15 protein-coding genes and 2 pseudogenes are annotated in these 25,194 nt (G+C 59.8%); 7 read left to right on the top strand and 10 right to left on the bottom strand.

Translation table 11 applies throughout. The features are described 5' to 3' along the window. Positions 1–277: 277 nt before the first annotated feature. A complete protein-coding gene (locus tag C441_RS19590) occupies positions 278–1,831 on the top strand; it encodes a hypothetical protein (RefSeq protein WP_152420740.1) in 1,554 nt (517 codons plus the stop codon). 71 nt (positions 1,832–1,902) lie between these two features. Next, positions 1,903–2,234 (top strand): annotated as a pseudogene (locus tag C441_RS20340) (hypothetical protein); the annotation flags it as partial. An 847-nt stretch (positions 2,235–3,081) separates the two neighbouring features. Here the strand turns inward: C441_RS20340 and agl6 are convergent. The 4 genes and pseudogenes from agl6 to C441_RS15845 all read right to left on the bottom strand — a co-directional run bounded on the left by agl6 (position 3,082) and on the right by C441_RS15845 (position 6,765). Next, entirely contained in the window at positions 3,082–4,326 is a 1,245-nt protein-coding gene (gene agl6 / locus C441_RS15855) for a low-salt glycan biosynthesis hexosyltransferase Agl6 (protein ID WP_007275996.1), read from the bottom strand. Between the two features lie 311 nt (positions 4,327–4,637). Continuing rightward, positions 4,638–5,102 (bottom strand): annotated as a pseudogene (locus C441_RS15850) (type IV pilin); the annotation flags it as partial. Between the two features lie 807 nt (positions 5,103–5,909). Continuing rightward, positions 5,910–6,071, bottom strand: a complete 162-nt coding sequence (locus C441_RS20050) for a hypothetical protein (protein ID WP_007275994.1) — start codon at positions 6,069–6,071, stop codon at positions 5,910–5,912. A 277-nt stretch (positions 6,072–6,348) separates the two neighbouring features. Beyond that, a complete protein-coding gene (locus C441_RS15845) occupies positions 6,349–6,765 on the bottom strand; it encodes a hypothetical protein (protein ID WP_007275993.1) in 417 nt (138 codons plus the stop codon). Positions 6,766–6,970: 205 nt separating this feature from the next. Here C441_RS15845 and C441_RS15840 point away from each other — a divergent pair, with 205 nt between their 5' ends. Both C441_RS15840 and C441_RS15835 read left to right on the top strand, forming a co-directional pair. After that, a complete protein-coding gene (locus C441_RS15840) occupies positions 6,971–7,255 on the top strand; it encodes a hypothetical protein (RefSeq protein WP_049920637.1) in 285 nt (94 codons plus the stop codon). A gap of 397 nt (positions 7,256–7,652) precedes the next feature. Continuing rightward, positions 7,653–8,624, top strand: coding sequence for a hypothetical protein (locus C441_RS15835; RefSeq protein WP_007275991.1), 972 nt, complete (start codon positions 7,653–7,655; stop codon positions 8,622–8,624). A 100-nt stretch (positions 8,625–8,724) separates the two neighbouring features. Here C441_RS15835 and C441_RS15830 read toward each other — a convergent pair whose 3' ends face one another. From C441_RS15830 to C441_RS15815, 4 genes are all read right to left on the bottom strand, one after another. After that, entirely contained in the window at positions 8,725–9,345 is a 621-nt protein-coding gene (locus tag C441_RS15830; RefSeq protein ID WP_007275990.1) for a TetR/AcrR family transcriptional regulator, read from the bottom strand. 66 nt (positions 9,346–9,411) lie between these two features. Further along, a complete protein-coding gene (locus C441_RS15825; protein ID WP_007275989.1) occupies positions 9,412–10,512 on the bottom strand; it encodes a tubulin/FtsZ family protein in 1,101 nt (366 codons plus the stop codon). A 180-nt stretch (positions 10,513–10,692) separates the two neighbouring features. Next, on the bottom strand, positions 10,693–13,221 hold the full coding sequence (locus C441_RS15820) for an efflux RND transporter permease subunit (RefSeq protein ID WP_007275988.1): 2,529 nt from the start codon (positions 13,219–13,221) through the stop codon (positions 10,693–10,695). 3 nt (positions 13,222–13,224) lie between these two features. Beyond that, positions 13,225–14,793 (bottom strand): COG1361 S-layer family protein, encoded by a 1,569-nt coding sequence (locus tag C441_RS15815; RefSeq protein ID WP_007275987.1) that lies wholly within the window; start codon positions 14,791–14,793, stop codon positions 13,225–13,227. A 426-nt stretch (positions 14,794–15,219) separates the two neighbouring features. Between C441_RS15815 and C441_RS15810 the strand changes: the two genes are divergently transcribed. Further along, complete coding sequence (locus C441_RS15810; RefSeq protein ID WP_049920636.1) at positions 15,220–16,749, top strand: DUF7827 domain-containing protein; 1,530 nt, start codon at positions 15,220–15,222, stop codon at positions 16,747–16,749. 451 nt (positions 16,750–17,200) lie between these two features. Further along, a complete protein-coding gene (gene csg / locus C441_RS15805; RefSeq protein ID WP_083874934.1) occupies positions 17,201–19,663 on the top strand; it encodes an HVO_2072 family ArtA-dependent S-layer glycoprotein in 2,463 nt (820 codons plus the stop codon). Between the two features lie 277 nt (positions 19,664–19,940). Here the strand turns inward: csg and C441_RS15800 are convergent, their stop codons facing one another. Next, the gene (locus C441_RS15800) at positions 19,941–20,696 is read right to left on the bottom strand and encodes a TrmB family transcriptional regulator (RefSeq protein WP_007275984.1); all 756 of its coding nucleotides are present in this window, start codon (positions 20,694–20,696) and stop codon (positions 19,941–19,943) included. Between the two features lie 509 nt (positions 20,697–21,205). On the opposite strand from C441_RS15800, the gene C441_RS15795 reads away from it, so the two are divergent. Beyond that, positions 21,206–22,783, top strand: coding sequence for a hypothetical protein (locus C441_RS15795; protein WP_049920665.1), 1,578 nt, complete (start codon positions 21,206–21,208; stop codon positions 22,781–22,783). Between the two features lie 147 nt (positions 22,784–22,930). On the opposite strand, the gene C441_RS15790 is transcribed toward C441_RS15795, so the two are convergent. After that, positions 22,931–25,189 carry an efflux RND transporter permease subunit gene (locus C441_RS15790; protein ID WP_049920635.1) on the bottom strand — a complete coding sequence of 753 codons (2,259 nt, stop codon included), beginning with the start codon at positions 25,187–25,189 and terminating at the stop codon, positions 22,931–22,933. Positions 25,190–25,194 lie beyond the last annotated feature (5 nt).

Genomic DNA, 25,194 nt, shown 5'->3' with positions numbered 1-25,194 from the left:
TAGAATATTAATATACGTCTTCTCCGTCTGTGGCGTACTTATCTATCCGATATTAGTATTCATCGATCAGACCCAGTATGCTATCTTGGGCTTGTATATGGCGCCTGTATTTGTTTTCATGCCTATTTGGTATCACTTCTCAACTAATAATTCGTCTAGTTCATCTATCCGTGATTCAAAGTTAGTTTCACGAAAATTACTAATAGCCACATCGATTTTTGCTCTTGCAGCGGCAGTTCCTTCAGCATTTCAACCTGTCCGTCCCAGATATCATTTCGTGCTTCTTGCGGTTTCATTTACTGCCAATGCACTTTATGCACTGGATTATGATGACACCGTCTTCCCATTGATACTCTCGTCAGCAGGGTTATTAACCTTCCATTTTTCTACCACACTAACCAGCGCATTATATATTGGAAGTGGAGATACTGCTCTGATGGTCCAAAGTGCTGAGATCGTTACTGAATACCATCGACTGATTCCTGGAGAAGGATACGGTCAATTCCCTGCATTTTTCTCCGCGGTTGCTGTTACTTCAACGTTCTTGGGGATTGATGCCAGAGAAGGAATATTTGTACTTTGTGGGGGTCTCCTATCCGTTACACCATGGCTGATGACATATTTGTCTAAGAACGTTCGGATGGTTAGTAAAAATAATAGAGCGGTCCCAGGTGTACTGATTTGTTTTTCTTTTTGGGCGCTTTATATTGGGTCATACTCAATCCCTCGGACATCACTGTTGTTCATTACTCTCACACCACTTGGCCTGTTCGCCGCCTGGGTCGGAGATGTTGACAATACGTCCTGGAATATGTTGGTCCTATTTGCGGTACTACTTCTTCCAGTCACATATTGGCATAAAATCGGACAAATATGGTTCTTGATAGTTTTAGTTTGGTTGGTGATAATCATAAATTCCGGTGATCAAAAGGATAAGGGTGTTCTGAGTAGTCTAAGACAAGTGCCCATTTATTTCGTTACTGCATTATTGGCAATACCATATATTATTTTATTCATCAACGCCCGCCTTGTTCCATATGTTCTAAGCACTCTATCAAAGCTGACAGACTTTAGTCCCAGTTCGTACGGCGGCAATTTAGTACTTCAAACACCCATATCACTTTCTATAAATTTATTTGACAACACTTTGATTGCGATCGCTTTTGCCGTTGCGGTTATTATCGCGCTGGAAAATACAGAATCAAAGAATAGAACTTGGTATATCATAGGCACTCTCCCTCTTGGCCTTTTCTATTTTCCAGGACCTATAAGGCTATTAAAAAGTGTATTCGCTGCGTTGGAGTTATACAGATTCACCAAAATGACGATCCCTTTTGTGATTATTACAGCATCGTTTGGATTAGTGAGAATATGGAGAACCGTATCACACCAAAGACTTGGCAAAATTTTTGTAGCCCTGCTGATCGTTTCTAGCGGAGTGTTAGTATTATCTAATGACACATATACAAGGGACAACCCAATAGCAAGTACTGGTACGTTTACCAACTATTTCACAGAAAGTAAACACCATAGTCTGCAATGGGCAAGATTTCACACACAAAGAGTAGTTGTGGATGATGGGAGCTACGACTACTTGAGATCAGGATACGCAGCAAGGATGTTATATAATGATGAGACAACGAGTCCAATTTTAATACATGATGAAAAAGAAATCTGCTCCGAACCCATTCTCTGGGATCAACAAGAACTAAACAAGCGCGGAAGCATCATTTATCCTCGTGGTGTGATATTTTCATCGTTCACAGTAGGAGAGGACTTCAGTTCTAAAATATATACAACTGGTCATCAAAGGATAGTACAATGTAGGTAGTGTTGTTTCTTCTGACGGACGAGTCCGAACACGCCGCTATTGACGCCACATTTTACGAACGATGCCCGGACGATCTGTGGTCACTAGCTTCTGACAAAAGCTACGACAAGCGTGGGATGAGTATTTGATCACTGATCAAACATAAGATTTTCGCATCGTACGACCACTTCCACAGCGCCAGAATCGATGAACTGCGCTACTGTCAGCGATCAATGACTGAAACTGTGAACTTGGCAGGCAAGCGCTTGTTCGACTTCGCCGTGCGAGCGCGTTCCTAGTCTATGGGTTCAGTGAAATCGTCCTGGTGTGTATCGTTTATGACATTCAAGCACTTCGTCAAATAGCAAATTCCGACGCAGTATTGCGCTTCAACACGGCCCGTTTGATCGTATCGCATCGTTGAGTTGGGTCTCGATGACGTAGTTGGATCTGTGCACTGCGAACACGAATGACGGAATATTCCAGCTATGGGCTCACACCCAGCCATCCTCAGTGGTTTGAGATTTCGGTATCCCGACCCGTTGGCCAAGCAAGCTCGCCAGCGTCACGTTCTTGCCTATAGACGTTCTGCCTTGATGGGACACTCTCGTATTCCAGCGCACCCGAGTCTTCTGTCGCACCTCACGAGTGAGATAATCGCGTGGCGTCTTCGATTGGTTCGGCTGGGCGAACGAGAATTCGGATTCCCGTTGCTCACCGCCGCGCTGGTGGCGCGCCATTGTAGAGCATCTGCACTGCCTTGCGACACGTATCATTGTTAACGTGTGATCTCGGCTGGCGAGCGAGGTAGACCATGTAGTCACCGACGTGTAGCCCTCCTCTTAGTCAATCCCCAACGATAGAATTTGTCCATGCGGTACTCCCAGTTCTTGACCGTGGTGACGACATACCCCTCGGGTTTCTCGGGAGCCTTGCTGAAATGGAGGGGCCAGTCCAGACGCTATTCTCGCTCTGCTCGGAAGTCGATGAGCTGGCGTTCGTTGGGCGTTCTTCGACAGGTTTGGCGACAAGTCTGACCTCAAGGGGTTAGTTCTTGGTCAGTGTTTTCATTGTCTTCGCTCGGATCCAAGAACCAGATTATTGCTCGTCAATTCTTCTAATCGATGACGGTGTCAACTTTTTGCTGTCTGTAGAATCGTATTATCTACGAGCATGGTATTCTCTCTCACTACACGGCCGAAAAGTGACGGACTGCATCGGTGTGAATTGAACCGAGGTCCGATTCAGTTGACTCGGGAGCCTCGAGCAGACTATTCACGGATAACTGACCCCAACAGGAACGACCCAAACACCATCTGCAATCCACCAACCACAGCCACGGTCGCAACGACGTCGGCAACCGCAATCGGCAGCGCACTAAAGCCACTCGTCACCCACGTGAAGGCCAGGAACCCACCGTAGGCCAACCCGGCAAGGAACACGACAGACCCAATCGTCGCCCCTCTCTCAAGCGAAATCCGTTTCGTGAACCAGGTCGTAAACGGGTCGCTCGCACCGCGAACCGGATCGGAGGACACCGTCGCAAACGCACCGAACAGCATCAACTGGAAGCCAGCGAGGGTCAACAGCCCGCCACCAATTCCGGTGTGGATGCCGAACTGCGCCCCACCGATTTCCAAGCCACTCCAGGCCAGCACGAGCGCCAACACCCCGACCACAGACAACCCGAAGCCGGGAGCCGAAAACAGGTAGCCGGGCGCATTCACGAGCATGAACCGCACGTGTCGCCAGCCGTCGGGGAAGCTCTCTAAGTTCGCCTCGCCCTCGCGGGGATGGTACGTAATCGGCTTCTCGGCAATCTCCAGATCTTTCGCGCCGGCCTCCATGATCATCTCCGAAGCGAACTCCATGCCCGTCGACGAACACTCCATGGTCTCCCAGGCCTCGCGACTGAACACGCGCATCCCACTGTGTGCGTCACTCACGCCAGCGCCGTAGAACACGTTCAAGAACTTCGTCAACAGTGGATTCCCGACGTGTTCGTGCAGGGGCGGCATCGACCCCGGCAGAATCTCACCCTCGAGCCGCGAGCCCATGGCCATGTCGGCCTCGCCCGACCGAACGAGATTCAACAGCTTGGGAAGCTCTTCGAAGTCGTAGGTGCAGTCGGCGTCGCCCATGGCGATGTAGTCACCGCGGACGCGCTCGAAGGCGTACAGGTAGGCGTAGCCGTAGCCCTTGCCGTCGGGTTCGATGACGATGGCACCATTCTCTGCCGCAATCTCGGGCGTGCGGTCGGTCGAGCTATCGGCGACGACGACCTCGCCGTAGAGTTGCAGTTCTTCGAGGGCGGCTTTGACCCACTCGATACACTGGGCGATGCCGCCTTCTTCGTTGAGGGTAGGCATCACGACCGAGAGGGTGGGCGTAATGTCGCTGTCTGCGGACAGGAGTAGCTCGTCACCGCTCAGGCGGATGTCCGAGGCGGACTGCCCGTTCGTCGCTCCCTGTTGTGGAGCGTCTACGGGGGATTCTGATTGGGGTTTCGTACTCATTTACTGGATTCCTCCGTCTCGCTATCGGGTGTGACTGCGAAAGGCGGCAAGCCTACACACTCCGAGCTGACGCGTACTATCAGATAGACGACTCCCATAAAGCGTTTTGCCTCTTACCTGTCAGAGGATGTGTTAGGTCTTGCAGGCTCTCTAGAGTGTTCTGGTGGGATACATGTGTGGTGGTCCCACACTGGACGGCGGCCGCCACCCGAAAAAGGTGTAACGATCATATTTGTGTTAGAACAACGCTGTGAACTGTCTTGTATCCTGAGACGCGCGTTCGATTCGATAAAAAGAGTGACGGCGCGTGGTTACTGCGGTGCGGTCTGTGAGTGCAGGGTGGCCGAGCTCGAACCGGATTCCGAGGTCCAGACGACGCGGATGGACTCGCCTTCCCAGACGTCGTCTCCGGTCGTGCCCTTCACGACGGTCGCAGAACTACCGGCCTCGACGTCGTCCGGGAACTCGCTACTGAACGAGTAATCATCGGTATCATCGGCGGCGACGCCGGTTCCGTCGATGGTCACGTTGAGGCGGTCCGCCGAGATGCTGGTCCCGGATTCGTGCGTGATGACGAGTTGGGCGTCATCGTCGCTGTCAGACACGTCGTTTGCGAAGTCGAAACTGAAATTCGCTTGTGGGGCGGTTTCGCTGACTTGGTCGCCGAGACCGAGGACGAACGTGCCGATGACGGCCGCGAGGATGACGGTAATCGCGACCATCAGAATCACACCGATAACCGGTGAGACGGCGGAATCGTCGTTGAAGAGGGTTGTTGCATTGGAATCTCCTGCGCCCGGACAGGTGGGTGGTAATCAGTGGATGATGACGAGCCGAAACGCGGCATCGGGTTCGACACCCGTCGACTGTATGTGAGCCGCCTGCGGGAGCTTACCTACTCGTTCGAGGCACACGCTATTAAAGATAGATTGAGGGACTGTCACATAGAACGGACAGTCTCTTTCAGTGGTCGTGTGGGACGGCCACGGTGCCACGACCGATCGTGATTCGCTACCGAACTGTCGAGATAGCCGGACCTGGACGGCACGCACCGACTTTCGAACCATTCGTGACGGAGTCGCCTGTCGCGCGGCCTGCTGTGACGCCGGCCGAAGGCCCGTGGAGACGACCTCGGGGGAGATGGACGACGACATCTCCGACGCGGATACGAGGGTGACCGGCGAACCAGCGGACGATCATTCCTGTGGGTGAAAACACATGAAGCACGAACAATCAGCCAAGCATATATCCTTCTCAGCTGGCAAAATTGAAATCTCAAGCTAAACGCTCTTGGCCACATAACTAACAACTCTGGAAGTATGTGTGTGATATAGGAAAAAGTATCGGCGTATCTGATTTACTATTGTAAAAAATACAATCACATATATGAATTAGACGACCCCGACCGAGACATAACTCGTATCGGAAAAAATACTATATTCAAAACATACAATATTCGAATACTATACTCTGATCTATCGAGTCCACTGGTTCCGCGACGCGAGACGAATCGACGGTGGCTCGGCTCCCCGTCTCCACGCGCGTCCTTGAGCATGCGGAACCGATAGTCGGCGAGAAGAACGTCAGTCGGCGTCGTTCTGTTCGGCTCGGTCGGTCAGGTCGTCCCACGCACAGAGCTGAAGCGCATTCCGGAGGTGGAAGTTCTTCTCGTCGGGGTCGTCCGTTTCGAGCGCTTTGTGGAGGTGGACTTTGGTCTGTTCGACGAACGTCGACGGCTCACTCATCGGTGTGGGGACAGCTCACGTCAGTCGTTCGCACCGCAGGCACCGTTCGGGTACCGCGACGGGGAGAATCGTTCAAGCCAGTCATCATGTTTCCTATCTAATCTGATGCTGAAAAGTGTTTCTAGGCGGGCTACCGCTCGTGTGCTGTCGTCTCGGCGGCTTCAGCTCGGGAGCGGTTGTTGACAGACTTCGCACATGGGGCTGGGTTTCGGTCGCGCGAGTGCACCCCGTCGCCAGACGCTTCGGTTCGCGGCTCGAAGCGCCCTGAGCGGCGGGACTAGTCGCGAGCGAACCCGACTTGGTAGTAGTCGGGCGTTTCGGGGCAGTCTTTTTCCTTCCGCGTCCAGCGGTAGGTGCTGTCCGTGTCGATGCTGTTGTCTCGCGTGTAGAGTCGGAGGAGTTCTCCTTCAAGCGGGCCGCTCTCGTATTTGAAGTTCCACCACGGGAACGGGAGCGCGCCGCCTTTGCCCGGGGGGAACCGCCCGCCTTGGCCCTCACACCGGAACGGGAGCGAGTCATCGCGACAGGAACCGTACTGCGTCTGGTTATCGCACGATTCGGCCTCGAGGATGACGAACGACTCGTCCGGATAGTACTCGTCTTCCTTGACGATCGCTTGGCCGCCCTTGCCGTTGGCGGCGGCTGTCCCGGAGGCGAGCAAGAGCGCGCCCGTTCCGGCCGACGCTTGCAACACCCGTCGGCGTGTGACCCCGCCGCGAGAGTCAGACTTTGCCCGGTCGGCTGGCGATTCGTCCGGAGAATTTGACAGTGGCATTGTGCTGTCCACTCTGACGACGTTAATCAAGATTTCGTCAGACAACTGTTCGTCGACTGTCGTGTCGTCCCCGACGCTAAGTTTATAATTATTGTTGATGTATTATAACGGAGGGAACGGACAGATGTACAACCGACACGGGCCGGTACCTGACGACGACCAACCGACACAGGGAGTGATCCAACCCGCAGAGATCGACGCGACTGAGCGGTACGTCTGTAGTCTGATCGGCCTCGGCGCCATGGCTGGGGTCCTGCTTCTGTTTTATCCGCTCTTACTCGCGGTCACGCGGCCCTTCCAGCAACTGTCGGTCACCGCCCTCGTCTTCGTCCTCGTAACAGTCTGGTTGCTCGTCTGGCTGGGGTCGGAGCTGGTCTGGGAGTGGCAGACTGGTCGACTCTTCTCCTGAGACGCTTTTCGGACGTATCCTCATCCGGACGGTGGGACAGCGCGGAAATGTCAATCAATAGTGACTTCTATACTCCCGACCGCCGAACGCCACGCTCCAGGTATTAGGCTGACCTAAAAATCGGTGCATTTTTATTTATTTAGGCAAGCCTAAAGATTGCATGACATCGAAATTCGGCCCGAAACGCGGTGCATTAGTTGGATTAGTAATGGTTGTCTGTTTACTCACGGTTGGAAGCGCCGTGGGTGGTGCGGCGTCGTCGCCCGCGCACACGGCGGTAACCGGGGTGAGCGTGTCCGACGACGACCCGGAAACCGGCGACCGTATTATAATCACTCCGACAATTAGTCATTCCAGCTCGGGAAGCGGCAGTTTCGAAGTCACGGAGGTAACGGTCGTGGACCGCTCCGGAACGAAACACAGCGAGGCGAACCAGATCGGTGTGCTCGGTGCTGGTGATACCGCCGAAGTGCCAGTCAGTGCGCGCTTCGACACCGCCGGCGACAAGCGACTGACCGTACACGTCCGCGGCCGCTACTACGACTCCGACGGTGCGACGTCGGAGATCGTCCACCTCAAGCATCCGGTGTTCGTCACGGTCTCGGAGCCGAGCACGTCGACGACGGTTCCGCCGCGGGTCCAAATCGAGACTCACAACGCGGTCGCCGATGCCGACACCACCGTCACCGTCACGGTGTCGAACGGTGACGACGCGGCGCTGACGGACCTGTCGCTTCGACTCGATTCGGTTACCGGCGAGATGCAGGCCCAGACCGCACTCACGCCGGTTCTCGCCGCAGAGAACTCGACGACCTACGAGTTCACGGTCGAACCGTCGGAGGCGGGCGAGACTGCACTCAAGGCGACGCTCCGTTACAACGACGGCGAAACCGTCGAAGCGTTCGACACCATGCAGGTCGAGCCGCTCCGAGACGACGTGTCGGTCTACGCGACCGCCTTCGAGGAAAACGACTCGGTCGCCGTTCGGTATCGCGTCACCAACCACGGGAACGCACCCATCGACAACGTCGTGATATCGGGCGCGTCGAACCAGTCGGAGTTGCCGACGACCTCGCTTCAGTCGGTCGACGCCGCGACCTCGGAGACGGTCGTCGTCGACGTCAATAGCTGGCCGTCGGACACCGCGACGGTCGCCGCGACGTACGACGTCGGCGAGACGACCGGCCGGGCGACGCAGTCGGTCCAGTTCGACTCGGCGGCGACGACGACGGGAACTAACGGACTCACCGTAGCCCTCGGCAGTGTGGACCCCTCGAACTCGTCGACGTTCCTGCTCAGCGGCTTCTTCGGTGGTCTCGTGGTGACTGCGCTCCTGTTCACCGGTCGTCGGTGGGTCAGAGACGACTGAGTGACTACGGCCCGCGCCTGACGGGCGCCTTCGCTCGCCCCGTGTCGTATCGATACCCAAGACCGTCGTTCGGCGGAAGTCGCCGCCTCGCCGAACGGCCTCAGACGTAAATCCGGTCGGCGAGCTGTTCTTGAATCTCGCTGTTCAGCTGTTCACTGTCGACCGAGTCGGTCGTCGCTTGCCGAAACAGCACCCCAGCGACGAACGTGATGATGTGTTCGCTCGTTCGCTCGGGGTTTACGGGCTTGAACTCGCCCCGCTCGATTCCCTCTTCGATCGTCTCCGTGAGCCGCCGTTTAACCCTGTTTTCCGACTCGGTGAAAATCGAGCGGTAGTCCGGGTTCGAAATCGACTGCGTTCGCAGTTCGACGTACGTCTTCGCGAGCTGTGTCAGCTCGGTCTCCGGCTGGCAACTCACCGACGGCGCGGCGACGAACAATGTCAGAAACCGTTCGAGCTCTTCGCGCGGTGTCGTGTCCTCCTGTTCGAATATCTTCGCGAGGAACCGTCGATGCACGACGTCTAAGAGTTCCGCCAGTAACGACTCCTTGTTGTCGTAGTAATGGTAGATGACCGACTTGCTAATGCCGACTCGGTCGGCGATTCGCGAGATAGATATCTCACTGTAACCGGACTCGAGTAATATCTGATGCGTCGCTTCGAGAATGGCCTGTTGTGTCTGATGTCGATCTGCGTCTGCTGAATCCGAGAAGTAAGTCATGAATTCTGGGGTCGTCAGCGCGAGGGTTATAGCGTAGATAGTGTCGAACCGTACTTAACGATGTCTTTAGCTGGGGTCGTCCGCATCCGCGACTGCCTGGAGCGCGGTCAGTCGCTCGGGCGGGGCGACCCCGCCGAGGACGACTAACACGCTGAGGGCGTCCGCATCCGGCCGCGGGTCGTCGCCGTTGCGAACCTCCAGACTCCCGGTCTGGTCTTCGAGCCAGCCCTGGTTCTGGCTTATCGCGTCGCGGTTGAGCCACGCCGGCCGTCCGGTAATCACGAGCAACCCCCTCGATGCCGTCTCGATATCGCAGGGGAGCGTCAGCTGTCCGCGGACGGCCTCTCGCGTCTGCGTCGTGATTCGGTTCAGCGAGTCGATCTGGTCGACCGACTCGGCGTCGTCGCCGATGAGTCGCTTGAGACGCCCGCGAACGCTCGTGTCGCGGGGCGGGAGCGGGCGTTCGGAATAGCCGAGCGTCGCGAGCCCACCGCCGCGGAGCGTGTTCATGATCTCGGAGGCGTCGACGACGCTTGCACCGACGTCGTCGGCGGTCGTGACCTCGCCCGCCGCGAACAGCGTGCCGAGGCGGCGCGCGAGTTCCGCGTCGAGCGTGTCGTACTGCTCTTCGGATACCGGCTCCTCTTTGACCCACGAGGCGGTGTCGAACCCGAAGACGTGGTCCGTGGCCGACACGAGTTGCCGGAGCGACCGCAGGGTGTTCGAAGCGCACTGCGGGTCAGTTGTCGACGTCGAGAAGCTGGCGACGCCGTACACCGGCTGGTCGTACAGCTCGGAGAGTTGTTCGGCGATGACTGCGGCAGTCGGCCCGCCGGTCCCGCCACCGAGGCCGGCGCAGACGACGAAGGCGTCGCTCGCCGCAATCGGTGCACTGTCGGTCGGTTCGAGGAGCTGTCGGTGTGCGTCCTTGGCGGCCGCGACGCCACCGGCGGCGTCGCCGTCGAAGCCGTGTCCCCCGGTTTCGGCCGTGCCGAACAGCACGCGCGCGTCCTCGGGAATCAGCGCCAGGTCGTCGAGGTCTGCCGCGGTCGTATCACACGCCGCCGCGCCGACGATGAAATCCGCCTTTCGCTGGCGCTCGTAGCGAAGAAGTTGCTCGACGACGTTCCCCCCTGCCTTCCCTGCTCCGAAGCAGAACACGTTCATTGATAGTCTGGTCTGTTACGCACCGAGCGAAAAAAATCCCGGTCTCCCGCGGCTGAGCGCACGGACGTTGTTGGGGGGAGTCGGTGCGTCCCGGCCGGCGTTTTGCCCGCCGTGGCCGCGCGTCTCGACCGTGCGGGGTGAACCCCCGCCCCGCGTTTCACCGAGGGATGGCCGGCACACTCACGCCGCACCGCCCGCACCGCCCGCGCCGTCCGGGCCACTCGCGGCTTCGGCAGTCTCCGCGTTCTCGCCGTGGACGAGGCGCGCCCAGACGACGAGCGCCGGCGGCAAGACGACGAGCGAGGCCACGTACGAGTACAGAATCGAGACCCCGGTCAGGAGTCCGAACTGGCCGAGAATCGGCGTAATCGCGATGACGAGAACGCCGATTCCGGTCACCGTCGTCAGCATACTGCCGGTGAGCGCGCCACCGGTCCCGCGCACCGAGTCGGTCAGAGCGACGAAGACGTCCGTGCCCTCGTCGTACTCCTCGGCGAACCGGTGGACGAGGTGCGCCGAGTAGTCGATTCCGAGGCCGATACCGATAGACAGGATCGTCCCGGTCATCACGTTAAACGGGATGTCGAGATACCGCATCGTCGCGGCGATAGCGGCGACAGTCACGACGATCGGGATCAGATTCACGACGCCGAGCGAGGGCCGGCCTTCGAGCAGGGTATAGATGATGATGAGGAAGACCGCGGAGCCGCCGAGCGCGAGCACGAGGCTGATGAACGCCGACTGCGCGATGACGTCCGAGACGGCCTTCAGAATGACGACGTTGCCGGTGGCCGTCGCCTCGACGCGGTAGCGGTCCGCGACCGCGCGCGTGTCTTCGGTCACGTCGGCCTGACTGGCGTCGGATTCGACCGCGTACTCGACGCGCGCGGAGGTGTAATCGTCGGTGATGTAGTTGAGCGCCTGACCGCGCGCAGGCGAGTCGAGGAGCGCGTCGTAGATCTGCTTGAGGTTGTCGTCGGGGATGCCGTTCGCGTCGCGGTCGTTCCGAGCGACGAGCGCCGCGAACTCGGGGTCCCGCTCCGCGTAGCTCTGGATGACGGTGATGATACTCGTCTCCCGCGCGTGGCCGTCGTCGATGACGAAGCTGTCGGGGGGGCTGTTCCCGGCCCGCCAGATGGACTCTAAGGTACCACCGTCCGTGAGCGAGCCCTCCACGTACACCGTCGTGACATCTTCTTCACCCGTCTGGAAGTTGTCCTCCAGGAAGTTCGTGGTCTCCGTCACCGTGTAGTCACGTGGTTGCAGTTGTTGGGGGAACAGTTCGAGATACTCCGGGTTGTCCTCCGGCGGGAGGAACGAATCCTGCGTGAAGCGACTATCGACGCCCGACCCGTAGTACCCCATCCACGCGGTACTCACGACCAGCATGACCAGGAACGCCTTCGGGGCGATACGAGCGATGTGAATCCCGACGGGGAGGACCTTCCCGAGGACCGTGTCTTCTGCACCGAGTGGCTCGGACCCGAATTCGGGGAAGCCAACCCGCTCTCGGAGGCTGTCCAGATACACCTTCGCCGCCGGCAGGAAGATGCCGAAGATGAGGAAGGTGAACACGATGCCGACGGCCGCGACGATACCGAAGTCCCGAATCGGTCCGAGGTCGCTCGACGCGTTGGCCGCGAAGCCGATTACGGTCGTTCCCGTCACGATAGTGAACGCGACGAGAAGCTGGTCAGTCGCCGTCCGCATCGACTCGTGGATGCCGAAGCCCTCGGTCCGCTCTTCGCGGTAGCGGTTGATGGCGTGGATACCGAAGTCGATACCGACCGCGAGGAGGAGCGGCGGCACCGCGATCAGCATCTGCGAGAACGCGATTCCCGCGAGGCCCATAAACCCGAACGTCCAGAGGACGGCCATCGCGAGGGAGACGACCCCGATCAGGAGGTCGATCGGGTCGCGGTAGGCGAACACCAAGAAGAACAGAATCAGAACGACCGCCGCGGGAACGACGAGCGCGAGGGAGTCGCCGATCACCGAGTTGAACTCTTCGGAGAGGATTCCGCTCCCGAAGACCCGGATATCGCCGCCGACGGAGCCGACGATGAACTCGGCGTGACGTTGGATCTCCGTCAGCGGGCTGTCACCGCCCGTCCCCGCCGAGTCGGACACTTCTCCGCTAAGCGAGTGAGTGACGATACCGATCGTCGCGGACGCGGACGCGGAACGTACGTTGAAGTCCTCGCTCAGACTCGCCCGAATCGCGGGGTTCTGTTCGACGGCGACTTGGACTGCGCGGTCGATCTCCGTCGGCGTCGCCTGTTCGACGGCGTCGATCTCTTCAGCGAGCGTCGTGGCCGATGGGTCTATGACTCTGGCGACGGCCCGGGCGACGCTCGTCGTCTGTACGACCGACAGCTCGGGATTCGCTTGCAACCGCTGTTGCGCCCTGAGCATCCGAAGTAGCTCGGGCTTCGACAGGACGTTCGTCCCCGATTGGATGAGCTGTGTCGTGCCGGTGTCTTCTTCGAACGTCACCCGCTCGAAGTTGTCGTTGACCTCTTCGAACGCCTGATACGCGGGGACGTCTTCAGTAAACTGACTGGTTCCAGACGAGGTTCCAGACTGTCCGAGCCCGGCGGAAAACCCCGCCGAAAGCAGTAGGAACGCGAGGAGTACTGTCTTCGGCTGGTCGACTATCCAACCGTCGACAACGTCGATGTAGTGCTGGTAATCGATCTGGAAGTCCATTAGTTACTCGTCCGTGTTGAAGCGCCGCCAGCCGAACACACCGAGCACGCCGATAACGACGACCGCGCCGACGATCAGCCCGATCGGGAGGCCGCCGCCCTGTGACTCGATTACTTCGATGGGCACGGTGTACGTTTGCGACACTTCCGTGTCTCCGTCCGGCATCTCGTACTGGAAGTCGAAGGAGACTGGATAGCGCTTCGGCAACGCGCCGGCCCCGGCGCTCAGCGCAATGGTGAACTCTTCGGATTCGCCCGGTTGGAGTTCGCCGATGATGCCCTCGTCGTTGTCACTACTGAGGGGATCGCGGACGAACGCTTTCGCTTCGATGTTTCTGAGTGGCTCCTCACCGTTGTTGGTGACCCGCACGCGGAGTGCGGTGTCACTGCCTGCTTCGATCGTGTCGTTGACCACCTCGACGACGAAGCGGTCCCGGTGCGGCGCGATTTCGGCGTTGGTCGTGAGCCCGTCGCTGACTCGGATGTTCCCACGGCTGTTGCGGTACTCCACCGTGAGGTTGAGCTGTTGGACGTTCGCGCTCGCGGCGTCGCTAACGCCGACCTCGTACTCGAACGTGGCACTGTCGCCCGGTTCGAGGTCCGGGAGCGCGTATTCGGACGTCTCGACGTTGATGTTCGGGTTGCTCGACCTGAGCCGGAGCACGGGGTCGTCGACGCGTTTCGGCCCGTTGTTGACGACCGTCCCCGAGACCGTTCCGTCCGCGCCGACACGGAGGTTCGTAGAGACGTTTTCGAGGGCGAAGCTCTGTTCTTCAGCGGGGGTGACGCCGATGTTCATCGTTCGCGACGTTCGAGCGATGCCGTCCGTATCGGTGTAGTCGACGTCGAGATTAACGGTGTAGCCGCGAACCGTTGCGTCTTCGGCGAGCGAAACGGTGTAATTGACCGTCCGACGCTCACCGACGGCCCAGCGGCCGACCTGCGCGGTCGAACTCGCCGAGGCCGTCCCGAACACGAGTTCGTCGCTCCGCGAGGTCGCCGTGACGCTCGCTTCGGTCGCGGCGCGGGTGCCGGTGTTTTCGATCGTCACGGAGAGGTCGCCAGTGTTCCCGACCTGCGCGGTCGACGACGTCTCGACGACTTCGAACCGTGGCTGATCGCGGACGCGAACCGTCACGTAGTGGGTTCTCGTTCGCGTGTTGTCCGTGTACTCGGCACCCGACGGGTCGTAATCGACGAGTCGGGTGTACGTGTACGACACCTCGATCGGAATCCGATACGTTCCGGGGGTCGCATTCTCGGAGACCGTGATATCGATCGGCGCAAGGTCGACAGTGCCCGTCGGGACGTTTCCGGCCCCGATAGTGCCGGTGTTAATCTCGATTGGCGCGCTTCCAGACATCGCTTCGACCGTGACGCCGCGGGCGGTCGTCACGCGGCTCTCGTAGCGCTCCGGACCCGATTGGTCGATCTGGCCGTTGTTTCGGAGTGTGAGCCTGAGCTCCGACTGCGTTCCGGGCTCGAACTCACTCGTCGAGGTGAAGACGTCGATATCGGGCGACCCGTACACTTGCCCCGAACTCGCGGTCTGGGCGACGACTGGAGCGACCATCGAGGTAGTCAGCAGGGAGACGAGACAGAGAGCGAGTAGCGTAGAACGAACTGTGTCCCTGTACATCAGTACGTTTCAGACGTGTGATGGAGGGAAGTGATTTGACAAGACGCTCGGAGTAAAACCTGTGTATACATCTCTACTAACAGTAGCGACACACAACTAATATCTTTTGTGGACACCGGTCGGTGAATCAACAAGAAACCCCTCGTTTGACGGGGTCAATCACGTCAAACGGGCGGTTATCGGGGACCCGTACTGACCGATGACAGAACCCAAACGAAAAACTGGACTCTCAACTGACCTGTGGGCCGCCTGCAGGCGTTTGAGGATGGTGACTGTGACAGAAAGTACTTACTGCCGGACCAGATAGTCAGGGGTATGTGTCCACGGACCCGCTCGATACGAACATTATCTGTTATTTTCTTGTTGATTCTCGGCCTCACGGCGATTCCCGGCGGTGCAATCGCGGTGTCTGCGTCGGAATCGACAGACGAGTCGGTGCGGTTCGCGGACGCCCAACGGATCGAACAGCAAGGCGACTTCGTAAAGCGCACGCTCGTCCTCAACAACACCGACGAAGCCAGACTCCAGATCGCATCTGCGGAAGGTGACTTCTCGGCGACCGTCTCGGCGACCGACGGCTCCGGCGACGGCGCTGTCACCGTGGTGTTCGACACGCGAAACGCAAACGACCCCGACGCCGCCTTCCGCGCGGCGGACGCAAACGACACTGTCTCGGTCCTCACTCGGCCGAGCGCGACCGCCCCGGAGACGCTCCCGACCGGACGGTACAACGTCATCGCCTCCGCCGGCCAGACCCGGATTGCGGACCGTCTCTGGATTGAGCCCCCATCGGTCCGGGGGAGCGCGGCGTGTTCGGTACCGGCCACTCAGCAACCCGATACCATCGACTGTACCGATAGATCACGCGAGGGTGGGTCCCCCGTCGTTGCCGTCGGCGACGACGCGGTCGTGCAGTACCGTGTGAGTGGGCTCGAAAGCTCCGTTCAACGGCCTGCTCCCGGCACGCGGTCGGTGTTCGCGCGTAACGCGTCCACGGGCGCGCACACGACACACGTTGTACAGTGGTCGCCACAGGCGGACGTTCGGACGAGTCAAACGCTCCGAGTCAACTACCGAGAGGGGAGGTCGCCGTCCCTGCACAGCTCACGGCTGATCGACCACATCGGGATTGATACGGACGCCGACGGCGAGATCGACCGGTCGCTCAGGACCGCCGTCAATCGGTATCAGGTCACGTCTAGCGGCGGGCTGACGGTGGCGTTCGACGAGCCGGTCTCGGTCGCGGATAACGAAACGTTGCTGTTCGAATACCACGTTGTCAACCCTCGTACCGAGGGAACCAGCGAGGTTTCGGTGACGTTCGGAGGGGAGACCGCACGCAGTAGTATCGAGTACGCACCGAACGCTCTCGGTAACGTGGGCCCCGGTGTCGATCTCCGAGTCGAGAGCTCCGAGATGAATTTCATCTCCCCGCAGACGGTGTTCGACGTCGCATACGACGCGGAGACCGACACGCTCAACGTCGTCGCCGACTCCACGCGCTTGGAAACCGGGACGTACAACGTGACAGTCGTCATCGACAGCGACATCCACGCCGACGGGGAGCGGGTCGTACTGACCGAGGCGTTCACGGTCGCCGAACCGTCGGTGGACAACCTCTCGGCCACCATGGCCGGCACGAAACTCAACGTCTCGGCGCAGACCAACCTCGCTCCGCAGACGAGGATGGACATCGATCTCACGATCTCACAGGAGGGCACCACGTATTTCTCACGGTGTCTGACGACGGTCGGTCAGAACGGTGTCGTCGCCTGTGACTTCGCACCGCCGAGAACCGGGGCCGCGAACGTCTCGATTAGCTACAACGACACGGTCGTCGCGGGACCGAAAGAGATCGAGATCGAATCGAACGTGACCACTCGCGGGTAACGCCTACGACCTGGCACTGCCGCCCACTCGCGACTGAAGTCGTGACTTGCCCGCAGACTCTCGGTCTGACTCGTCTCGGCGGTCGTGATCTCCGTTCTTGCGTCTCGTCGACCTGTCGAGGATGAGGCGGCTCTCGCCGTGGCCGTTCTTGTCGTGTCGTTGTCGGTGGTTTGAGGTCGATACCCCGCTGGAGCTCGTTTTCCGGTCGCCTTTCTCCGAGAGTTGACGGGCATCGTTCGCCTAGCTTCCAACCTGTTACGTGCGCGCGAGGGATTGCGTCCCGGACGCCAACTGCGAGACGGCAACGGGGACAGAACCGAACATGCAACAGAAACAGAAAGCATTTACCAAGGCCGCTTATATGGTTCTACCGTACCCCTGCCCATCCCCCGCTAGTAGGGATCCGCGTCACAGCGAACTGCGCGGAAAATACTGGCGCTACAAGTACACTATGACAACGATCAAAAATCAAACGCGTGCGATACTTCTCGCCGCGCTGATGGTAACCTCCGTCTTCGCGGGGGCCATCGCGTTTACGGGAAGTGCCGCCGCGGAGCGTGGAGATCTCGACGCTGACAACGAAACGTTCAACAAGACAATTGCATCCGGAGACCGCGTCTTCCTCGGTGAGGAAATCGACACTGACGCCGGTCTCGGCGCTTCGAACCCGCTTCTGACGGGTGTCTCGGGCAACGCGGAAGGTATCTCGCTCGACCTTACCTCGCCCATCCCGCAGAGTTCGGACGACCAGCCGCTTGGTACGTACTCCGCTGACGGCAACAGTGGTTCGGCCAACGTCACGCTGCTGGCACCGCGCATCACTGACAGCGAAATCCTGACGGCGTCCGGTGGCGACGTCACCGGCTCCGCTATCAGCTCCGATGACGCTGACGAACTCTACGTCAACGCTAACTACAACTACGAGTCGGCCGAGAAGGTCACGGTGACCGTCGAAGACCCGAGCGGAACGGACATCACCAACGAGGTCCTGACCAGCTCCAGCGACGTCATCAACGACAGCACGGTCGACACGCAGAACGGTGCTCAGCTCGACATGTCCGATCAGGACGCTGGCGAGTACACGATCACCCTCGAAGGCGCTGAGGACCTCGACTTCGGTGAGGCCTCCGAGACGATGACCCTCACGATCTCGTCGCAGGACGAAGTCGGCATCGAACTCGACAGCGAGTCCGTGACCCAGGGTACTGACGTTCAGTACACGGTCACGAACGGCATCGACGGCAACGAGCACGTTGTTGCCATTGACCTTTCGGACGCTCAGTCCGACATCACGACGCAGCAGGCCAAGGCAATCTTCCGTAACATCGGTGATACCTCGGAAGTCGGCATTGCGAACAGCAGCGCTGTGAACAACTCCTCCGCATCCACGACCCTGGATGTCAGTGACGCTGACATCGCGTACGCAATCGTCGAAATCGACGGTGCGAGCGCCGTTGGCGGCATCGAAACGCAGTACCTCGACGACAGCGACGTCGACATCGAAGTGTACGACGTTGGTGTGAACGCGACCGAAGCGGTCGACGCGGACCCGACGAACGACATCACGCTCACCGTCGAAGAAGGCGGTACGACACTTTCGAGCCCGACCGGTCAGTACGTCGTTGGCTCGGAAGTCGACATTAACGGTACGGCTACCAGCTCCGACAGCGTCGCAATCTACGTCCGCGACGATGGCGACTGGCAGCTCCTCGAAATCGGCGGCGACAACGAAATCAACGTCGACTCTGACGACACGTTCGAAGAAGAAGACGTTGCGCTCTCGAACCTCCCCGGCGACGGTAGCAGCATCCTGTCGCTGACGGGTACCTACCGCATCGGTGTCATCGACGCGTCCGACGCTGACGTCGGCGGCGACGGTACCGTCGACGACTCGCTTACGACGTCCGAATTCACCAGCGGTGTGAGCAGCAGTAATTCGCTCCGCGTGGTCGACCAGGCCCTTACGGGTCAGTTCACGACGATCAACGGTCAGGTCGCACCTGTCCAATCCGGAACGGTTGACGTTAACGGTACCGCCAGCGGTGCCGACTCCGTCCTCGTCATCTTCGTCGACGAGCGCGGTAACGTCGAATACCAGTCCGTGAGCGTTGACAGCGACGGTACCTTCGAAGAGGACGACATCACCGTCGGCCTCACGCAGGGCCAGGTCACCGCCCACATCCTCTCGGTCGGTCGCGACGGCGCCGTCGGTGACGGCTCCCTCCCGGGTGGCCCGAGCTCCGGCGCAGACCTCGACGACCTGCAGACCTACCTCGACACGCTCGACAGCAACAACAACAACGGTGAGCAGGTCAACGAGCTCATCGCCTCCGAAACGGTTGACGAGACGGCGAGCGACGACCTGATCGTCACCGAGACGTTCCGTCTGGCCGAGTCCTCGACGTCCATCGACTCGATCTACCCGGACGCCGCTGAAGCGGCTGGCATCAACCCGGTCGCGACCGGTGAAACGATGGTCATCGCTGGCTCGACGAACCTCAAGCCGGACGACAACACCATCAGCATCGAAGTGACGAATGAAGACGGTACGTCCGTCGCACTCGAAGACACTGACGAGTGGAACAACGACGGCCAGTGGATGGTCGAAATTGACACCACCGACTTCGAGACGGGTACGTACACCGTGGAAGCCGACGACGGCGACAACACGGACACCGTGAACGTCGAAGTCGTCTCCGAGCGTGAGGACACCACGACGTCCGAACCCACGGAAACGACCACGACGACGTCCGAACCCACGGAAACGACCACGACCGCTGAGCCGACTGAGACCACCGAAGAGCCGACTGAGGAGACGACCACCACGTCCTCCAACACGCCCGGCTTCGGTATCGCAGTCGCTCTCGTCGCACTCGTCGGCGCGGCCCTTCTCGCACTCCGCCGCGAGAACTAACGCCGCCACCACTCCTCGTCACTCCGACGAGGATGTGACGACAGCAGACGAGTAACCAACCGGATTCGTTCCGGTCTTTTTATTTTACCCTACCAACCCGAAGAGACGCTTCTGACGAGCGGGAGTCGCCACCGAGCGAACTGCGGTGGAGACCGAGACCGCAACTGGGTCGTCTCCACGAGCGTCTGGAACGGCGTCAGAACTCGGAGAGCGCTGGCACCGTCTCACACAGGAACGGCGTCGGTCGTAAGCGAGTCGCAGGATAGACTGTGAGTTTTCACTCGGTAACGGGCAGGCTACTCGTGAGGAGCTGTGAGAACGCCTCGGCAAACGTCGTGTTTGCGCTCCAAATCGCGATTTCGGGTGCCGTTCGGTTGCTACGGACACTCAGCAGGAAGCTATCCGAATCGACGAGTAACAGCCGAACCGCGTGGTCACCTTTGGCCTGTTGCGGTGGAATCGACACGACAGACACACACTCGTTCTCTCGCCACTGGTCTGAAATCTCCTGGTCGCTATCCTGAAGCAGGTGGACGGAGACGTCGCGCGAACAGCACGAGCGGACTGTACTCAGGAGTTCGGCATCCGGTTGCTCGAGGCTCTTAGCACCGTAGATCACACGCGTTTCGGCTTCGTCGATGAGTTGACTGGCCCGGCCGATAATCGCCGGCGTGCCCGTAATCGTCCACACGTCTTCGCTCTGTTCGGCCGCCGGAGCGGTCTGCCGTTCGAGCGTCTTGAGCCGGTCGAACGCCGTGTCACGCTTGGATGCGAATTCGCGACTGAGTTGCGACTCGACTTCGGACAGCGATATCGGCTGGAACACCTGTGGATTCGCCTGTTGGACGCTAATGAAGCCTCGTGACTGCAGTTCTTTGGTCGTCGTATACACCTGCGATCGGGGGACGTCAGACGTCTTCGCAACTTCGCGCGCCGTCCCCTCTCCGAGTTCGATAAGCGCAGTAAACACCCGAGCTTCATACGTAGACAGACCGAGCTCGATGAGCGCATCGATCGCTTCGCTGTTATCCATGGGTAGAGTTCCTCTCGGAGAGAGGTAGCGGTTTGGGTACTTGTCTCCCTTGGTCTCGGCCGTTCGCCGGGTGGATGCGCCACAGAGGTACGAACGGTGTCGATTCTGGAACGGCGGGGCTGGTCGGCTCCGCCGGGACCGAGTCGTATCGCAACGAAGCGGAGACTGCGTGGGACGCGATTGGGACCGAAATAGATTAGTATCGATAGCTCTGAGAAAAACAAAGGTTGGCGTCGGGCCAGCCTCTGTATGGGCAGTCATCGGATCGATCCAACTAGGCGTGTCATTGGCCGGCTGTTTGACGGCCGTAACGCGGGTAATCGTACACCGATTTGCTTACTCGCAACGACAAACCAGTAACACTCCATCTTGGGTTGGTGGCTCCCGATCTCGGGACCGTATTGGCCCGTATCCTTGGAGCCACCTTGTTGGTCCCCTCTGAATTTCAACGATGATAGCTGGGTCTGTAGATTTATCTTCGAAACGCCCACTGGCTAGTGTATTCGAACATGGACTCCAAGCACGTGGGTTGGGTGGCCGCAGTTCTGCTGATACTCTCTTTTACTGCAGGGATAAGCGCCGCGGCGGAGCCATCAACGACGACCGGAGACGGGGCTATCGGCGTCCCGGACACACACCAGCAGGTCGAACGGAACAACTCGACCGAGCGCTCAGAGCCGAACCTGACGCTGGTACTCGAAAACCGGACTGTTGCCGACGGTGACACGGTCACGACGGGCGACAACCCCGAACTCACGGTTCGAGCGAACGGGTCGGCAGTGATCGAGTTGCTCGTCGTCCGCGTGGATGGTGACAGCAGGCGGGTCTATACCCCGAACAGCACCGCGGTTCAGGAAACGGCAACGCTCGAGATGACCGCTGGTGAGCACGCGCTGGAGGTCCTCGTAAAGCAAAACGGGAGCACTACGACCCGACGGATAACGGTAATCGAAGATTCGATCGCCCCGGCGATAGTGTTCACGTCGCCGTTCCGGACGGGCAACACCAGTATCTACGACCGTCCCGAGACCAACTATACGATAAACCGGTCTCGAATTAGCCTCGACGGGACGATCTACGACCACTCGGACGTCGAGCAGGTGTCGATCGAACTGCGCTATCACGGTCAGGGCGTCGAGGCGCCCTGGGGCTTTCGAAAACGCGTCGTGATCGACGATCCGAACGGGTCGATTTCCAGACCGCTTCGGCTGGGGCCGTTCGACGAGCGCGTGGATGCTGGCCAAAACAGTCTCAGGGTATCGGTGCTCGATTCGCGCGGCCACCGCCGCCACTACGACGTCGACCTCTACGTTATGGACGAGGCACCGCCGTCGATTGAGATACTCAACCAGAGCCTCATCAAAACGCGCTCCGCGGTTCGGCTGACAATCCGGGTGACGGACGCGGTCGGCATCCGTTCGGTCGGCGTTCGTCGAGGGTCGGCGGACGGCTCGGGGTTGAACTACGAGATTCAGCCGAAGCCAATCGGTTCACGGCCGATCGAACACACGTTCACGAAGACGATCCCACTCGCGGGGGACAGTCGAAACATTACCATCGTTGCGGACGACGGCACCGAGAACGCGACGACACGCGAACTCGAGGTGAACGTTACCCAACTCGTGCGCCCGACTATCGAACTCCGGCCGGACACGATTCGGGTCAGCGATGACCGCGTCCACGTCGAAGGCCGCGTGTACGACGGCCGCGTTACCAGCGTGTACGCCGAGACGGTCGGACCGACCGGCAACACCGTCGATTTAGCGCAGATTTACGGTGGGGGCGTGACCAGCGACGTTCGCATCAACGAAACGCTCCAACTGGACGGCTATCCGACACGTATCCGGGTCCGCGCGACCGATTCGACCGGGAGGGAACACATCGAGACGATTCAGGTCGCACCGCCGAACGCAACGGCCGACGAACCGACCGCGTCGACAACGACCCCAGCCGGGTCGGTGCGAACGAACACGCCGTTACCCAGCGTCCCCTCGGAGTCCTCGTCGGACGGACTCATCGGCACATTCGTCGAGATGGTCAGGGACCTGATTTCGACGGTTTCGTGGGGCGCGTCTCTCGGGGCGTGACCGAGAGCGTATCGCAGACCCCCGGTGGGTCTGACGTTGTCCATCCCGTGCGTTGCCTCCGCCTCCGGAGGTCGGTCATCGACGAGAGCGGCGGCCCCCTCGCGCGTTAGCGCGGGGGACGGAAAGAAAAGCGGGGCGGAGTCACACTCACGACGAGCGCATGGCGGTCACGCGCTCGGCGATCGAGTCCAAGAGGACGAGCGTCGGGGGGAGGGTCACCAGCGACGCGATGAGCGTCAGGAACACGACGCCGACGGTCAGGAACCCGAACCCGCTGAGAATTGGGAACGGCGACAACACCAGCGCCGAGAAGCCGAACACGGTCGTCATTCCCGACACGCTGATTGCCTTCCCGACCCGCGTGGCCGCCGTCTGGACGGCGTCGAGTCGACTGACGCCCGCCTGCTGTTTCTCTTCGTAATACCGGTCCATCACGATGATGGTGTACTCTGCGCCGATTCCGACGGTCATCGCGCCGAGACTCGCGCCGAGCGGCGAGACCGGGATGTTCAGCAGATACATGTAGATGTTCTGCCAGCCGATGACGAACACCATCGGAATGAGCGGGGCGACGGCCTTCACCAGGTCGCGATAGTACAGGAGGAGCAGGATAAACACGAACAGGACTCCCAGTCCGGTCGTCACGTTTCGTGAGTTGATCTGCTCTACGATGGAGGGCGTCGAAATCGCGGCGGTACCCGTGACCTCCGCCGTCACGCCGGGGGGCGGGCTACTGTACGCGATTGACTCACGCGTGTTCTGGAGGAACGACAGTGCCTGCTGGGTGCTCATGTCCTGTGCGGAGTAGACCGTGATATGTGCGCGTCCGTCGTTGTAGTACTGTAGCCTCTGTGCCTCCGGCACGGTTTCGAGCACGCGCTTGACGCCGCTTTCGGTACGCGGGAGTTGCCCCCCGTTGTACTGCATGATCAGCGTCGCCGGCGAATCGACGCCTTGGACGAGCGGGGCCTGTGTCGCGACGTGCTGGAAGTCGAGCATCCACTGCAACGTCGTCGGGTGTTTGAGGTGCGTGCCGGTCACGAGGACGTCGTAACTCGTGCTCGAGCCGCCGCCGGTAACGGAGCGGAACTGTTGGAGGTCGATATACGCCGGGAGGTCCTGCGGGATGAACCCTTCCGTATCCGCGAGCGTGTCGAGCGACCCGCTGGCCTGGAAGCCCACGACGGCGATCAACAGCGCGATGCCGAGGACGAGCACTGGGTGACTTGCGAGTAGCCGGGCCGAACGGCCGAGCAGTTGTCCAACGAGGCCGACCCGGTCCGAGTCGTGTTGGGACTGCGTGGCCGTGGCCGTCGTCGGGGCGTCATCTTCGCCTCGGTCCGGCGTTTGCGTTTCCTCCGTCGAGTCGTCCTTCCGGCGAACCCAGAGGGTGAGAAGCGGGAGGAGGACGATGATCCCCGCGGCGAACGTGAGGAGCACGCCGAAGATCGATGTCTGCGCGAACCAGATGATAGACGGGGACGACGTCGAGACCCACGTCGCTCCGAACCCTAAGGCGGCGGCGAGCATGGCGACGAAGACGGGTGGGCCGATTCCGCTCAGCGCTTCCGGAAGCGCCTCACGCGGCGGATGGCTTTCGAGTTCCTCCTCGTACCGCTCGTGGAACTGGACGGAGTAGTCGATGCCCAGTCCGATCAAGATGGGGAAGACCGCGCTGGTCATCGTCGAGTTGGGGACTCCCGCGTACCCGATCGCCCCGAAGGTGTAGATAACGCCCACGAAGACGGCGACGATCGGGAGGAGGCGGAGGCGGACGCCGCGGAACAGGAAGAACAGCGCCACGACCATGAGCCCGATGGCGAGCCCGAGCAACTGCTGTGTACTCTGCTGAATGAGCGTCGAGAGCTGTGCAGAGAACGCGGCACTGCCGGTAACGGTCACCGTCGTTCCGGCGGGGAACTGCGCCCAGTCAGTCGCCTCCACGGCTTGCGTGTAGATGGGACGCTCGTCTTGCTGAGTGAGTCCCGTATCGAAGACGATCTGGACCACGGTGTAGTCCGGTGACCCGATCACGTCCCGAATCTTCGCCTCCGAGTCGGGGATTCGCCCGTACTCTTGTCGGACCTGATCGGCCGGGCTCGTTACTGCATGGACGTTCGCCTTCGTCGACATCTCCCGGTCGACGCGGTCTATCGCGTGGATCGTCCGCGGCTCCGTGATATCTCCCCGCACGAGGATGGCGACGCTCCCCCGGTCGAACGACTCCGAAAAGGCGTTGTACGTCGGGTTGTCCGCGACGAACGCGGCGTCGCCAGTGACGCTCGTGATCTGTGCGGCACCGCCGAACGCACTGAATATCAGCAGGACTGCGAGGATGAGCACCGCGACTGGTCGCTGTTGGACCTGCTGGCCGACCGACCTGAATACCTCGCGTAGCTTATCCATGGTTA

Origin of the sequence: Haloferax sulfurifontis ATCC BAA-897, from assembly GCF_000337835.1 — an archaeon.
Classification (GTDB): Archaea; Halobacteriota; Halobacteria; order Halobacteriales; family Haloferacaceae; genus Haloferax; species Haloferax denitrificans.
Note: the sequence above shows the minus strand (reverse complement) of the source record. Positions and strands in the feature narration are given on the sequence as shown.